Genomic DNA, 14,501 nt, shown 5'->3' with positions numbered 1-14,501 from the left:
CGCCGCGGCGCCATGCGGGCAGGCTCAGTAGTCCAGAACCAGGCGTTCGGGAAATCGCGCCGAGGTCGTCCGATGCTTCGCAATACTTCGTATCGATCACGTTTACTCGACTTAATGGCGTATCAGACCTTCCATATGCAGTTAAAGGTTGAGAAGCCCGAGTCGTCCCCCTTATGCGACTCCAGTGTCAAATTCCATCGCACGCTCCGGCGCGGCATGGGCCGGCCAGCGGTCTTCCGCCCTGGCCGAGTCGGTCGGCCTGATTGCCGCGGAACGCGGCAGGCTGGCGCCATGGTTGGCGGTGGCGCTCGGCGCCGGCGTGCTGCTGTATTTCAGCCTACCTGCCGAGCCGTCTGCCGGGGCGATCTGGCTGGCGCCGCCGCTGCTGGCCCTGGCCGTTTGGACCGCCGCGCGCTGGCCCTTGGCGGGCTGGGCACTGGGCCTCGTGGCAGTAGCGGCGCTGGGCTTCGCCGTAGCCTCTTGGCAGGCCGGGCGGCAGCCGCCGATGCCGGACCTGCCACGCGGCGCCACCATCCTCGAAGCCCGGATCGCCGCGGTCGAGTTGCTGCCCGAGGGACGCCGGCTGACGCTGGAGGCACCACGGCTGGATGGCGCGGCGCCGCTCGCCCGGCACGTCCGGATCCGCCTGAAGCATGACGACCCCGCCGAGCCGCAGCCGGGCGACCTGGTCCGTGTCCGTGCCTTGGTTCGCGCCCCAGCGGCACCGGCCTATCCTGGAGCCTGGGACTTCCAGCGGGCCGCGTGGTTCTCGGGCCTCGCCGGCAGCGGCTTCGCGCTGGGCCGGGCGGAGGTCATGGCCGGTGAGGCCGGCGCGCCGTTGCTCGCCGGGTTGCGCGCGACGATCGAGGCGCGCGTCACCGCCGCCATCCCCGGCGCTGCAGGCGCTGTCGCCGCGGCGCTGCTGACCGGCGGGCAGAGCGCCATACCGGCGGCCGATCTCGGCGCCATGCGGGACAGCGGGCTGGCGCACCTGCTCAGCGTCTCCGGACTGCACATCGCCATCGTCATGGGGCTGAGCTTCGGGCTGCTTCGCTGGCTGCTGGCGCTGCTGCCCTGGGTGGCGCTGCGATTGCCGGGCAAGGCCGCCGCGGCGCTTGGCGCGCTCGCGGTCGGCGGGTTCTACCTCCTGCTGACCGGCTGCGCCGTGCCGATGCAGCGCAGCTTCGCCATGGCGGCACTGGCTACTCTCGCCCTGCTGACGGGACGGCGCGCATTGAGCCTGCGCGCCTGGGCCCTGGCCGCCGCCGCGGTGCTTCTGCTGCAGCCGGCCGCGGTGCTCGGCGCCAGCTTCCAGATGAGCTTCGCCGCGGTCCTCGCGCTGATCGCCGGCTGGGAAGCGCTACGGCCACATCTGCCAAAGCCGGGGCGTGGAGCTTGGCGCCGGCGGCTGGCCCTGGCGGCCTTCGGGGTTCTGGCGACCTCGGTGCTCGCGGGGGCGGCGACGACCCCGTTCGGCCTGCATCATTTCGGCCGGCTTCAGCTCTACGGCGTCGCCGCCAATGCGCTGGCGGTGCCGCTGACCTCGGCGCTGGTGATGCCGGCTGGCATGGCGGCAGCGGCGCTGATGCCTTTCGGGCTGGAAGGCCTCGCGCTGGTGCCCATGGGCTGGGGAGTGGAGGGGATCCTGGTCGTCGCTCGCTGGGTCGCTTCCTGGCCGGGCGCGGTGCTGACGGCGCCGCCGATCCCGGCCTGGGGGCTCGGGCTCTGCGCCTTCGGCATGCTGTGGCTGTGCCTCTGGGGCGCGCGTTGGCGGCTGCTGGGCCTGCCGTTCATCCTGCTCGGGCTGGCGAGCGGCGCCTGGCAGCGGGCGCCGGACATCCTGGTCTCGGCCGATGCGCGGCTGATCGGGTTGCGGGCCGGGCAGGGACTGGCGGTGCAGAAGCAGGCAGGGGCCTCCGGCCTCACGCGGGAAAGCTGGCTGCGGCTCCATGGCGTGACCGAGGCGACGCTCCTGCCAAAGACCGGAGCGTACAGCGCAGCAGGCATCGAATGCGCCGCCGGGTCCTGCACGCTGCGGCCGGCGCCGGACGCGCCGGCCGCGGTGTTGCTGCGCGGCGCCCCGCCGGCGGAGGTCTGCGCCGGTGCGGCTCTCGTGGTCTCGGCCGAGCCGGTGCGAGGGCACTGCGCCGCGCAGGTGGTGGACCGTTTCGCGGTCTGGCGGAACGGCGCGCATGCCATATGGTTGGTGCCGGACGGGGTGCGGGTGCTGAGCGACCGGGCTGCGCGGGGTGCGCGGCCCTGGGTTCCGTCCGTCCCGGTGCCGCGCGGCACGACGTCCCCGGATCCGCCGGCAACCATCGAGTAGAGGCAGCCCGGATGCGGCCAGGCTATCGCGCGATGCCCGTTGCGCCAGACATCGCGGTGGAACTGCGGCCCGAGACGCTGGCGGTACCGGCATCCCTCGAGCCGGCGATCGGGGTCGCCTGGGCGGCGGCGCAGGCACGGGCCGGCGGGCGGCTGTTCAACGGCCAGGTGTTTTCGGTCAGCGACTTTTCGGACAAACGTATTTCCGGCTGCCTGGTCGAATACCGCCTTGCGGTCGCGGCCTATGCGGACCCGGCGCTGGCCGCGGCCCTTCGCGTGCAGCCGCTCTCGGTCTGCGGCGTCCTGCGGATGCCGGACGGCATCCTGTTCGGCCGCCGCCAACCGGGCGCGACCTATGAGGCCGGGCTCTGGCAGACCCCGCGCGCCGGCAGCGTCGACGGCGGCGCGGTGCGCAACGGCCAAGTGGATGCCCTGGGGCAGATCCGCACCGAACTGGCCGAGGAGATCGGGCTGGACTGGGCGCGCATCACCAGCTGCCGCGCCGTGACCCTGGTGCGGCACGCCGCGACCGGGGTGCATGACCTGGCTTTCCTGCTGGAAACCTCAGCGATGTTCGCTGAGGTCGAGAACTGCCATCGAGCGAGCGGCTGCACCGAATATATGTCACTCCGCGCGGTTCCGGAGACGGCGCTGGCCGGCTTCCTCGCGGCCGAAGCCGCCCGTGTGGTCCCGGCCGCGCCCCTGTTCCTGCGAGCGGCAGGGCTCGGCTGAGGCAGCCCGCCGAACTCCCGGTTCGGCGACCTGCCTCAGTACTTCCGCAGCAGCCCGATCAGCCGGCCCTGGACCCGGACCCGGTCCGGGCCGAAGATCCGCGTCTCGTAGCGCGGATTTGCCGCTTCGAGCGCGATCGAGTTGCCGCGGCGGCGCAGGCGCTTCAGCGTCACCTCGTTTTCGTCGACCAGGGCCACCACGATCGAGCCGTTGTCGGCGGTGTCGCCGCGGCGGATGATGACGGTGTCGCCGTCCAGGATGCCGGCTTCGACCATCGAATCGCCGGCAACCTCCAGCGCGTAATGCTCGCCGCCGCCGAGCAGGGCGGCAGGCACCTCGACGCTGTTGCCGGACTCCCGCAGCGCCTCGATCGGCAGGCCGGCGGCGATGCGGCCATAGAGCGGCAGCTGGACGGCCGTCGCCTCGCCCGTCTTGGGCACGCCGGGCAGGTTCGCGGCGAAGTTGCCGCGGATCACGTTCGGCGCGAAGGCCGGGTCGCGCGCCGCGGCCGTGGCGGCGGTCTGGGTCGCCTCGGCAGTGCGGCGGGGCGCCATGTTGTCCGGCAGGCGGATCACTTCCAGCGCCCGGGCCCGATGGGCGCGGCGGCGCAGGAAGCCGCGTTCCTCGAGCGCCGTGATCAGCCGGTGGATGCCCGACTTGGACTTCAGCTTCAGCGCCTCCTTCATTTCCTCGAAGGAGGGGGAGAAGCCGGTCTGGCGCAGATGCTTGTCGATGAAGATCAGCAGCTCGTGCTGCTTGCGCGTGAGCACCGTATCGCCTCCGTCCTCGGTCGCACCCCTCCCGCGACGCGGGAACAAAGGGGCAACCGAGTCGGCCTGTTCTACGTAGGTTCTCCGCGTCGGGTCAAACGGTTTTCCACAGGGCGGGCGTTCACATCCCGAGATCCCCCAGGGGGATGACCTCCACCGTCGCGCCGGCGGGCAGTGCCGGGGCTCGCGGCGCGCGGAGGATCAGCGCCTGCGCCCGGGACAGGACCTTCAACATGGAACTGTCCTGCAGCGGGAACGGGGTGGCGACGGGATGGCCATCCGGGCCTGAAGCGAGGGTTGCCCGAAGGTGGTCGAAGCGGCGGTCGTTCTCCGCCAGCGGCGCCCCGGCCAGCGCGCGGACCGTCCGCGGCGGTCCGCCGGGCAGGCCGGACAGGCGCTCGATCGCCGGGATCAGGAATTGCACGGCACAGACCATGGCGGAGACCGGGTTGCCCGGCAGGCCCAGGACCGGCGTCGCGCCGAGCCGGCCCCAGATCAGCGGCTTCCCCGGCCGCATGGCGATTTGCCAGAAGTCCAGCTCGAAGCCCTGCGGGCCGAGCGCCGCCTGGACCAAGTCATGGTCGCCGACGCTGGCGCCGCCAGTGGTCACCAGCAGGTCGCAGGCGCGGGCGGCGACGGCGGCCTGGGCGATCGCTTCCGAGTCATCGGGTGCGATCGGCAGGACCAAGGGGTCGCCGCCGGTCGCGCGGACCAGGGCGGCCAGGGCATGCGCATTGCTGCTGACGATGCCGCCCAGCGGGATTGGGTCGCCGGGCAGGGCGATCTCGTCGCCGGTGGCCAGGATACCGATCCGCGGCGCTCGGTGCACCGCCAGCCAGGCATGGTTCGCGGCGGCGGCCAGGCCGATGTCGCGGGCGGAAAGGCGCTTGCCGGCCGGCAGCAACTCCTCGCCTTCGGCGAAATCGAGGCCGCGGGCACGGATCCAGCGGCCGGGGCGGACGGTCTCGTTCACCCGGACCTGACCATCGGCCGCGGTGGCGTCCTCCTGCAGCAGGATGGCATCGGCGCCGGGGGGCACGAAGGCGCCGGTGAAAATCCGCACCGCCTCTCCTGGACCGACCACGCCATTGAACGGGTGCCCGGCCGGCGCGGTGCCGACGACCGCGAGGCTCGCCCCAGTCGCTGCCTCGGCGGCGCGGACGGCATAGCCGTCCATCGCGGAAACATCGGCCGGCGGCTGGGTGACCCGCGAAAGGACGGGGCGCGCGAGGATGCGATTCCAGCCATCGGCCAACGGCAGGGTTTCCGCCGGGGTGGCCGAGAGGCTGGCCAGGATGCGGCTGCGGGCTTCCTCGACCGAGATCATCGCACTTTCCCCGAAGCCGCTGTTCCTGCGGCAAATCCCAACCCATGGGCTTCGCCTGGTATGGTCACTCCGCCTCGTAGGTGCCGGATTTGCCGCCCGATTTGTGCACGAGGCGCACGGCCTCGATCCGCATGCCGCGATCAATCGCCTTGCACATGTCATAGACCGTGAGCGCCGCGACCATGACGGCGGTCAGGGCTTCCATCTCGACTCCGGTGCGTCCGCCAACCTTCACCAAAGCCTCGATTTCCACCGCATCGGGCGGGGCGGCGACAAGGTCGACCGTCACGTTCGAGAGCATCAGCGGATGGCAGAGCGGGATGAGGTCGCTGGTCCGTTTGGCGGCCATGATGCCGGCGAGGCGGGCGACACCGAGGACGTCGCCCTTGGCTGTCGTGCCTTCCTGGATGCGGGCCAGGGTCGCCGGGTCCATCACCACCCGGCCACGCGCCACGGCGACCCGGTCCGTCTCGGCCTTGGCCGAGACATCGACCATCACGGCGCGGCCCTGATCATCGAAATGGGTGAAGCCGCTCAATGGCTGGCGCCTCCGTCCTTAGATGGCGTTAAAGCGCGTGGACGAGTTGGTGCGCGGCCGCGGCGACATCCTGCTGGCGCATCATGTGCTCGCCCACCAGGATGCAACGGGCGCCGGCGGCGGCCATGCGGCGGACATCGTCCGGGGTACGGATGCCGCTCTCGGCGACCGGGATACGGTCGGCCGGCACCTGCGGGACCAGCTGCTCCGACGTCGCAAGATCGGTCTGCAAGGTCCTGAGATTGCGGTTGTTCACGCCGATGAGCCGGCTGTTCATGCCGAGTGCCCGGTCGAGTTCGCGCTGGTCGTGCACCTCCACAAGCACCGACATGTCGAGGCTGTGGGTCAGGTCCTCCAGCTCCTCGGCCTGCTCGTCGCTCAGCGCCGCCATGATCAGCAGGATGCAATCCGCGCCCATCGCCCGGGCCTCGTAGACCTGCCAGGGATGGACCATGAAGTCCTTCCGCAGGACCGGCAGCGGGCAGGCAGCGCGGGCCAGCTTCAGGTGCTCGGCGGAGCCCTGGAAATAGGGCGTGTCGGTCAGCACCGAGAGGCAGGTGGCGCCGCCCTCGCAATACGCCTCGGCCAGCTTCGCCGGCTCGAAGGGGTCGCGGATCAGCCCGCCGGAGGGCGAGGCGCGCTTGATCTCGGCAATCAGCCCGACCCGCCCTTCGGCCACCGCCTCGCAAAGCGAGCGGACGAAGTCGCGCGGCTTGGGCGCGCTGCGGGCCTGGCGCTCGATCTCGGACAGCGGGGTGGCCGCGGCCCGGCTCCGCACCTCCTCGTACTTGTCGGCGAGGATGCGGGCGAGGGTGTCGGGCACCTCGAGGTCGGGGACGATGATATGGGGGGCGTTCATGGCTCTGCGGCGTGGTTGGGGCGGGGGCAGCCCAGGGGGAACAGGGTCATGGCGCGGTTGCTTCCTGCAGACGGGCGAGTACGCCGGAAGCGGCCCCGCTGTCGATGGCCCGGGCCGCGATCGCCGCACCCGCCCGGAGATCGGCGGCCCGCCCGGCCACCACAAGGGCAGCCGCGGCATTGAGCAGCACGATATCCCGGTAGGCACCGCGGGCGCCCTGCAACAGCGCCTGAAGCGCGGCCGCGTTCTCCGCCGGCTCACCGCCGCGGATCGCCTCGGGCGGGGCGCGGTCCAGCCCGGCGTCCTCGGGCGCCACGGTGAACTCGCGGATCCGGCCGCCTTCCAGGGCAACCACATGCGTCTCCCCGGACAGGGCGATCTCGTCCAGCCCCTGCCCATGCACCACCCAGGCCGCTTCGGCTCCCAACCGGGCCAGGGTCTCCGCCATGGGCCGCAGCCATTCGACCGCGAAGGCGCCGGTCAGCTGCCGCTTCACCCGGGCGGGATTGGAGAGCGGGCCGAGGATGTTGAAGATGGTCCGGGTGCCGAGCTCGACCCTTGGGCCGGCGGCATGGCGCATGGAGGAATGGTGCCGAGGGGCCCAGAGGAAGACCATGCCGGCGGCCGCCAGCACCGCTTCCAGCCGGTCGAGCGCGACATCCAGGTTGATCCCGAGCGCCGCCAGCGCATCCGCCGCGCCGGACCTGGAGGACAGCGCGCGGTTGCCGTGCTTGGCCACCGGCACGCCGCAGCCGGCGACGACGAGCGCGGTCGCGGTCGAGATGTTCAGGCTGCCCGAGCCGTCGCCGCCGGTGCCGACGATGTCAATGGCGCCGGGCGGCGCATCGATCGCCGCCATCCGGGCGCGCATGGCGCGGACCGCGCCGGTGATTTCGGGCACCGTCTCGCCGCGCACCCGCATCGCCATCAGCAGGCCGGCAATCTGTGCCGGCGTGGCCTCGCCGGCCATGATGATCCCGAAGGCGGCCTCGGCCTCGCTCTCAGCCAGCCGCTCGCCGGCGGCGAGGCGACCGAGGACCGGCTTCAGCGTGTTCACGCCGGCACCTTTTCCTTCGCCAGGGCCAGGAAGTTCCGCAGCAGGTCATGGCCGTGCTGGGAGGCGATGCTTTCCGGATGGAATTGCACGCCCCAGATCGGCAGGTCGCGATGAGCCATGCCCATGACCAGCCCGTCGGCAGTCCAGGCGGTGGCTTCCAGCTCCGGCGGCAGGCCGTCCCGCCGGACGACCAGGGAGTGGTAGCGGGTAGCCCGGAAGGGGGCGGGGAGGCCGGCAAAAAGGTCGGTGCCGCGGTGGTGGATGTCCCAGACCTTGCCGTGCACCGGCTCCGGCGCGCGGATGACGGTCCCGCCGAAGGCCTGCCCGATCGCCTGATGGCCGAGGCAGACACCCATCAGCGGCACCCGCGCCGCAGCGGCGGCGCCGATCAGCGGCAGGCAGATCCCGGCCTCGTTCGGCGTGCAGGGGCCGGGCGAGAGCAGGATGGCATCCGGCCGCATCGCCAGGGCTTCCTGGCTGGTGAGGGCATCGTTGCGCCGCACCTCGACCTCAACCCCAAGGTCACCCAGGAAGTGGTAGAGGTTGAAGGTGAAGCTGTCGTAGTTATCGATCAGCAGGATCATGACGCGGGACTCTCGGGCCGGTGCGCTGCCGGGTCAAGCGAGCCCTGGGCGGGCGCGGTGGGCGTCGCCGGACCCGGCTGGGTCGGGCGCGGAGGCAGCGGCGGGCTCGAGGGACCGCCGATGACGTCGAAATCGAAATCGCTGCGCTGCATGCTGGCCTCCTGGCGGTCGGGGCCGTCACCGGGCCGGCTGCATTCGCGTTGACTGTCCAGAGACGCGAAAGCCGCCAGCGAGTGGCGGCTTCGGGATTGTCTCTGCTCTGCGCGAGGTCCTCAGGCCGCCGGTGAATACCAGCGGTACCAAAATCGCGCGACGGGGGCTGTGTCCCTGGACATGCGGCGGACACTAGGCCCGCCGCCGGGCGGGAGGCAAGGGCTCAGAAGCCGTAGAGCCGCGCAGGGTTGTCGACCAGGATCGCCTGCCGCTGGTCGTCGCGCGGCGCCCAGGCGCCGAGCGCGTCCAGCAGGACGCCGTCGTCCGGCACTTCCTCCGGGCTGTGCAAGGAAGGGTGCGGCCAGTCGGTGCCCCACACGCAGCGATCCGGGGCCGCTGCAATCATGGCGCGGGCCATGCCGGCGACATCCGCATAGGGCGCGCCGGCGGCGGAGGAGCGGTAGCCGCAGAGCTTGGCCCAGGCGCCCTTTTCCAGCAGCCGGATCACCGCCTTGAAGCCGGCGCTGTCGGCGCCCCCCTCGTTCGCCTTCACCCCGCCCATGTGGTCTATGACGACCGGGCAGGGCAGGCGGGCCAGCACGCCTTCCAGCGCCACCATCTCGGCGGCATGGGCATAGAGCTGCAGGTGCCAGCCGAGCGTCGCCAGTTTTTCGCCCAACGCCTCGAGCTGCTCGAGCGGCGTGCCGTTGCCGGAGACGGCGTTGAACCGCACCCCGCAGGCGCCGCGCTCGCCCATGGCCCGCAGCGCCGCGAGGTCGAAGCCGTCATCCACCACCACCACGGCGCGGGCGCGGTCGGCGCCGAGCGCGGCGACGGCATCGAGCGAGACCGCATTGTCGGTGCCGTAGATGCTCGGCTGCACCACCACCGTGCGGGTCAGGCCAATGGTCGAGAGCATCTCCTGGTACATCGCGATGCTGGCCTCCGGCGGCGTGTAGCCGCGGCCGGGCGAGAGCGGGTAGCGGCCATAGGGGCCGAAGATATGCATGTGGCAGTCGGCGGAGTTCGGCGGCGGCGCCCAGCCGGGCTTCGAGGTAACGGCGCGCGGGCCGGGGCAGGGACGGGTCATGGGCGGATCCTTCGTTGCCGGCATCGGGCCGCCTGCACCGGCGGCTGTCAATGCCGGCACGGCCGCCACTGTAGCGGCCGGGCTGCCTATTTCCGCCCCGCCGCGAAGCGCACCGCTTCCTCGGCCGCGCGGAACAGCGCGCGGGCTTTCTGCTTCGTCTCCTCGTACTCCGCCACCGGGTCGCTGTCGGCGACCACGCCAGCGCCGGCCTGCACATGCATCACGCCATCCTTCACCAGGGCGGTGCGCAGGCCGATGCAGGTGTCCATGCCGCCATCGGCGCCGAAATAGCCAAAGCCGCCGGCATAGATCCCCCGGCGCGAGGGCTCCAGCTCCTCGATGATCTCCATCGCCCGGACCTTGGGCGCGCCGGTCAGCGTGCCCGCCGGGAAGCCGCCTGCCAGGGCGTCGATCGCGGTCAGCCCCTGGCGCAGCCGGCCCTGCACCTCACTGCCGATGTGCATCACCTGGCTGTAGCGCTCGACCTGGAACTGGCTGGTCACCTTGACGCTGCCGATGGCAGCCACCCGGCCGACATCGTTGCGGCCGAGGTCGAGAAGCATCAGGTGCTCGGCGCGCTCCTTCGGGTCGGCCAGCAGCTCGAGCTCCAGCGCCTTGTCCTCCTCGGGCGTCGCGCCGCGGCGGCGGGTGCCGGCGAGCGGGCGGACGGTCACCGTGCCGTCGCGCAACTGGACAAGGATCTCCGGGCTGGCGCCGACTGCGGCGAAGCCGCCGAAGTCGAAGAAGAACAGGTAGGGAGCCGGGTTGATCCGCCGCAGCGCCCGGTACAGGGCGAAGGGCGGCAGGGCGAAGGGCACCGAGAAGCGCTGCGACGGCACCACCTGGAAGCAGTCGCCGGCGCGGATGTACTCCTTCGCCGTGTCCACCGCGGCGACGAAGCCTTCCCTGGTGAAGTTGCTGGACGGCTCCGGCAGGGTCGGCAGGCTGACCGGCGCCGCCGGGCGCGGCAGCGGACGGTCGAGTGCTGCCTCGGCTTCGTCCAACCGGGCCTGGGCGCTGTCCCAGGCCGCCTGGGGGTCGAGCCCCGCGGCACCCTCCCCTTGGGGCCAGACCGTGGTAAAGAGGCTGAGCGCGTCCCGCACATGGTCGAAGACCGCGACCAGCGTCGGCCGCATCAGCACCGCGTCGGGGATGCCGATGACGTCCGGGTTCTTCGCCGGCAGGCGCTCGATCAGCCGGACCATGTCGTAGCCGAGATAGCCGAACAGGCCGGTGGCGATCGGCGGCAAACCGGCCGGCAACGGCATGAGGTTGGCGGCGACCAGGGCGCGCAGGCTGTCGAGCGCATCGTCGCCGGCCGGCTCGAAGGCATGCGGCGCGGCGAGCGCGTGGCGGTTCAGCTCTGCCCGGCCGCCGCGGCAGCGCCAGATCAGGTCGGGCTCCATCCCGATGGCGGAATAGCGGCCGCGCGCGGCGCCGCCCTCGATGCTCTCGAGCAGGAAGCTGTTCGGCTTGCCGTGGGCGAGCTTGAGGAAGGTGCCGACCGGCGTGTCGAGGTCCGCCACCCGCTCCCGCCACAGCACCTGGCCATGCCCCGCGGCAAGACCGGCACTGAAGCTGGCGAAATCGGGGAGCGGCATCGGTCGGGTTCCTGTGGTGCGCCCGGCGCAGGGCCGGGTGGGCGGTTCTAGCGACTGTCGGATCATGTGGCGAGGACCGTGCGCATGCGCCTAGGCTCGCGACCAGGCGGTCCCGCTACCACGGCCCGCCCAAGAAACCGTGGGAGAACCTTCCATGACCACGCGTCGTACGCTCCTCGGGGGCGCGGCCGTCGCTGCGCTCGCCATGCCACGCCTCGCCGCCGCCCAGGCCTCGCCCGGCGTCACCGCCACCGAGATCCGAATCGGCAACACCATGTCCTACAGCGGCCCGGTCTCGAGCCTCGGCATCCAGGGCAAGACCATGGATGCCTGGTTCCGCAAGCTGAACGACGACGGCGGCATCGCCGGGCGGAAGATCAAGTTCCTGTCCTACGACGACGCCTACAGCCCGCCGAAGACGGTGGAGCAGGTGCGCCGCCTGGTGGAGCAGGACCAGGTCGCCTGCCTCTTCAGCAACCTCGGCACGCCGACCAACAGCGCCGTGCTGCGCTACACCAACCAGCGCAAGGTGCCGAACCTGTTCCCCTCCACAGGCGCCGACAAGTGGAGCAACTACAAGGAATATCCCTGGACCATGGGCCTGCCGCCCAGCTACCGGATCGAGGCGCAGCTCTACGCCAAGCACATCCTGGCGGCGCATCCCGGCGGGCGGATCGCCATCCTGCACCAGAACGACGATTTCGGCCGCGACTACGTCCATGGCGTGCGCGACGTGCTCGGGCCGAAGTTCGAGGAGGCGACCAAGGTGCTCAGCTACGAGAGCACCGACCCGACCATCGACCAGCAGCTGATCACCCTGCAGGCCAGCGCCTGCCAGGGTCTGGTACTGGCGATGACGGCGAAGTTCGCCTCCATGGCTATCCGCAAGCTGCACGAGATCGGCTGGAAGCCGACCACATGCGTGCACTACGGGGCCAATTCCGTGGGCGTGGTGATCGCGCCGGCGGGCATGGAGAAGGCGGTCGGGCTCACCACCGCGGCCTATCTGAAGGACCCGACCGACCCGACCTGGACGCAAGATGCCGGCATGCTGGAATGGCGCGGCTTCATGGCGAAATACATGCCGGATGCCGACCTGTCCGACGCCAATTCCGTCTACGGCTACACCGCTGCCAAGGCGATGGAGCAGGTGCTGCGGCAATGCGGCGCGGATGCGAGTCGAGAAAACATCATGCGCCAGGCGGCCAACCTGAAGGATGTCGAGATCCCGACGCTGCTGCCCGGGATCAAGTTGAACTCCAGCCCGACCAACTACCGGCCGATTCGGCAGATGCAGCTGCAACGCTTCAACGGCAAGACCTACGACCGGTTCGGCACGCTGATGTCGGGCGAGGTGAGCTGACGGAAGGCCGGGGGGAAGAAGGCCCCGGAAGAACGTATTCCCCCGGGGCTTCCACAATGATTGCGGGTTGGCACCTGCCGCGCGGCAGGTGCCGGACCCAAGCAGCGAAGGATGGGCTTCAAGGGGAGACTACTGTTCCTTCTTCAATCCTGGTTACGGCTGCGCCAGCACGTCCAGCATCCGCGGGTTCAGCCGGACATCCGACCGCGCCCGCAGCGCGCCGAGGAACTGCACGTCGACATCCTGCGCCATCGCCTGCGCGACCTCGCCCTTCAGCCGCTTGACGCCGGCCGCGTCGGCCGCCGGATCGCCCGGGGTAATCGCCTGCACCTGGGCCACGGCGAAACCGTCCCGCGTCTGCACCATGGTCGTCTCGTGCAGCTTCAGCTCGAAGAGCGGGGCCAGCAGCTCCGGCGGCACCGCGGCACCCTGCTGCGGGTCGCGCCGCACCGCGCCGACCTCGCGCGAGCCCAGCCCGGCCGCCGTGGCGGCCTCGGCCAGCGGCTTGCCTTCCTTGGTCGCGGCGAGCAGCCCGGCGGCGCGGGTCTCCTGCTCGCGGCGCTTCGCATCGGCCTCCCAGGCGGCCCGTACTGCGGGCTCCACAGTCTCGAAGGGGCGGAGTGCCGGCGGGGTGACGTCCTTGATCTCGACCGCGACGAAGCCCGCCTCGGTTTCCTGCAGCCGCGGCGCGGTCCCGCGCTCGGCGGCGAAGACGGCCTTCACCAATGGCGCGCGGGCGGCCTCGATCACCGGCAGCGCGACCGGCTTGCCTTCCGGGTCCAGCCCGGCCGCATCGGCGCGGATGGTCGCCAGGCCGAGGCCGAACTGCTTCGCCACCTCGGCCAGCGAGGCACCGCCGGCCAGCGCATCCTCGACCTTGTTGGCCCGCTCGAAGGCGATGTCGGCGGCCTTCTCCTGCGCGAGGTCGCGCTTCAACTGGTCGTGCAACTCGGCCAGCGGCCGCTCCTGGCCGGGCTCGACCGTCTCGACCTTGAAGACATGCCAGCCAAAGGGGCTCTGCACCGGGGCGGTGACGGCCCCCTCGGGCACCGCGAAGGCGGCCTCGGCAAGCTCCGGCACCGGCAGGCCGGCGCGCTCGACCTCGCCGAGCTCGATCGCCTCGCCGCCGGCGGCCTTCGCCTGGGCGCCGATCGCCTCGAAATCGGCGCCTCCGGTCCAGGCGGCGGAAATCTCCCGCGCGCGGGCCTCGTCCGGCACGAGGACCTGGGCTAGGCGGCGCCGCTCCGGCGTGCCGAATTGGCCACGGCGGGCCTCGTAGGCGGCGGCGATCTCGGCCTCGGTCACCTCGACCTCGCGCGACAGCAGGTCGGCGGTCAGCACGGCGACCGTGGCGTCGCGGTACTCGGGAGAGGAGAAGCGTTCGGGGTTGTTCTCGTGGAAACGGCGGAGCTGCGCCTCATCGGGCACCGCCGGCTCGGGCGCCTGGGCGATGGGCAGGGTGACGAGCGTCACGTCGCGCTGTTCCTCGAGCCAGCGCAGCAGGGGATCGGCGAGCGCATCCGGCGTGCTGACGCCGGACCGCACGGCCAAGGCCACCTGCTGCCGTGCCAGGTCGGCGCGGATGAGGTCGAGGAAGCGGGCCTCGCTGAGGTCGTTGCTGCGCAGGAAGTTCTGGAAGACGGCTTGGGAGAACTGGCCGTCCATGCCGCGGAAGCCCTGGATGCCGAAGACGAACTCGCGCACCGCGCTGTCCGGCACCGCGACCTTCAGCCGCTCGGTCTCGGCCCGAAGCACGCGGTCCAGCACCAGCTGGTCGACCGCCTGCTCGGCGATGGCGCGGCGGATGCGCGGGTCGTTCTCGAACTGGCTGCCGAGCTGGCGGGCGAGCCGCTGCATCTCCCGCCGCATGGCGGCCTGGCCCTCTTCCAGCGTCACCGGCTGGCCGGCGACGCGGGCGAGGGAGGTATCGGGGGCGAAGAGGTTCTTCGCCATGTCGCCGATGCCCCAGACGGCGAAGGAGAGGATGAGCAGGACGAAGAGGGCCTTGGCAATCCAGGTCCCGGCGAGGCGGCGGAGGGCGGTGAGCATCGGGTTCCGTGCGCGCGTGTGGTGGCTGCCATAGCGGAGAAGGGGGCGTGTTG

The 14,501-nt window shown here is 71.5% G+C and carries 12 protein-coding genes; 3 read left to right on the top strand and 9 right to left on the bottom strand.

Translation table 11 applies throughout. From position 1 onward, the window contains the following. Positions 1 to 184: 184 nt before the first annotated feature. Positions 185 to 2,326 carry a ComEC/Rec2 family competence protein gene (locus tag E2C06_RS02480; protein WP_241671082.1) on the top strand — a complete coding sequence of 714 codons (2,142 nt, stop codon included), beginning with the start codon at positions 185 to 187 and terminating at the stop codon, positions 2,324 to 2,326. A gap of 32 nt (positions 2,327 to 2,358) precedes the next feature. Continuing rightward, positions 2,359 to 3,057 (top strand): NUDIX hydrolase, encoded by a 699-nt coding sequence (locus tag E2C06_RS02475; RefSeq protein ID WP_133286994.1) that lies wholly within the window; start codon positions 2,359 to 2,361, stop codon positions 3,055 to 3,057. 35 nt (positions 3,058 to 3,092) lie between these two features. Here the strand turns inward: E2C06_RS02475 and lexA are convergent, their stop codons facing one another. The 8 genes from lexA to trpE form a co-directional block, all read right to left on the bottom strand. After that, positions 3,093 to 3,827 carry a transcriptional repressor LexA gene (gene lexA, locus E2C06_RS02470; protein WP_133286993.1) on the bottom strand — a complete coding sequence of 245 codons (735 nt, stop codon included), beginning with the start codon at positions 3,825 to 3,827 and terminating at the stop codon, positions 3,093 to 3,095. 121 nt (positions 3,828 to 3,948) lie between these two features. Beyond that, positions 3,949 to 5,154: a molybdopterin molybdotransferase MoeA gene (locus E2C06_RS02465; RefSeq protein ID WP_133286992.1), complete on the bottom strand. Its 1,206-nt coding sequence runs from the start codon at positions 5,152 to 5,154 to the stop codon at positions 3,949 to 3,951. A 64-nt stretch (positions 5,155 to 5,218) separates the two neighbouring features. Further along, a complete protein-coding gene (gene moaC / locus E2C06_RS02460) occupies positions 5,219 to 5,692 on the bottom strand; it encodes a cyclic pyranopterin monophosphate synthase MoaC (protein ID WP_133286991.1) in 474 nt (157 codons plus the stop codon). A 28-nt stretch (positions 5,693 to 5,720) separates the two neighbouring features. Further along, the gene (trpC, locus tag E2C06_RS02455; RefSeq protein WP_133286990.1) at positions 5,721 to 6,551 is read right to left on the bottom strand and encodes an indole-3-glycerol phosphate synthase TrpC; all 831 of its coding nucleotides are present in this window, start codon (positions 6,549 to 6,551) and stop codon (positions 5,721 to 5,723) included. 46 nt (positions 6,552 to 6,597) lie between these two features. After that, positions 6,598 to 7,608, bottom strand: coding sequence for an anthranilate phosphoribosyltransferase (gene trpD, locus E2C06_RS37320; RefSeq protein WP_165982170.1), 1,011 nt, complete (start codon positions 7,606 to 7,608; stop codon positions 6,598 to 6,600). Continuing rightward, the gene (locus E2C06_RS37315; protein WP_165982169.1) at positions 7,605 to 8,192 is read right to left on the bottom strand and encodes an anthranilate synthase component II; all 588 of its coding nucleotides are present in this window, start codon (positions 8,190 to 8,192) and stop codon (positions 7,605 to 7,607) included. The genes trpD and E2C06_RS37315 overlap by 4 nt, the downstream gene beginning before the upstream one ends. 376 nt (positions 8,193 to 8,568) lie before the next feature. After that, the gene (locus E2C06_RS02445; RefSeq protein WP_133286989.1) at positions 8,569 to 9,435 is read right to left on the bottom strand and encodes an amidohydrolase family protein; all 867 of its coding nucleotides are present in this window, start codon (positions 9,433 to 9,435) and stop codon (positions 8,569 to 8,571) included. 86 nt (positions 9,436 to 9,521) lie between these two features. After that, entirely contained in the window at positions 9,522 to 11,036 is a 1,515-nt protein-coding gene (gene trpE / locus E2C06_RS02440) for an anthranilate synthase component I (RefSeq protein ID WP_133286988.1), read from the bottom strand. A gap of 154 nt (positions 11,037 to 11,190) precedes the next feature. Here trpE and E2C06_RS02435 point away from each other — a divergent pair, with 154 nt between their 5' ends. Then, entirely contained in the window at positions 11,191 to 12,399 is a 1,209-nt protein-coding gene (locus tag E2C06_RS02435) for an ABC transporter substrate-binding protein (protein ID WP_133286987.1), read from the top strand. Positions 12,400 to 12,552: 153 nt separating this feature from the next. Here E2C06_RS02435 and E2C06_RS02430 read toward each other — a convergent pair whose 3' ends face one another. Continuing rightward, positions 12,553 to 14,448, bottom strand: coding sequence for a peptidylprolyl isomerase (locus E2C06_RS02430; protein WP_133286986.1), 1,896 nt, complete (start codon positions 14,446 to 14,448; stop codon positions 12,553 to 12,555). Positions 14,449 to 14,501 lie beyond the last annotated feature (53 nt).

The organism is Dankookia rubra (genome assembly GCF_004355005.1).
In the GTDB taxonomy this organism is placed as follows: domain Bacteria; phylum Pseudomonadota; class Alphaproteobacteria; order Acetobacterales; family Acetobacteraceae; genus Paracraurococcus; species Paracraurococcus ruber_A.
Note: the sequence above shows the minus strand (reverse complement) of the source record. Positions and strands in the feature narration are given on the sequence as shown.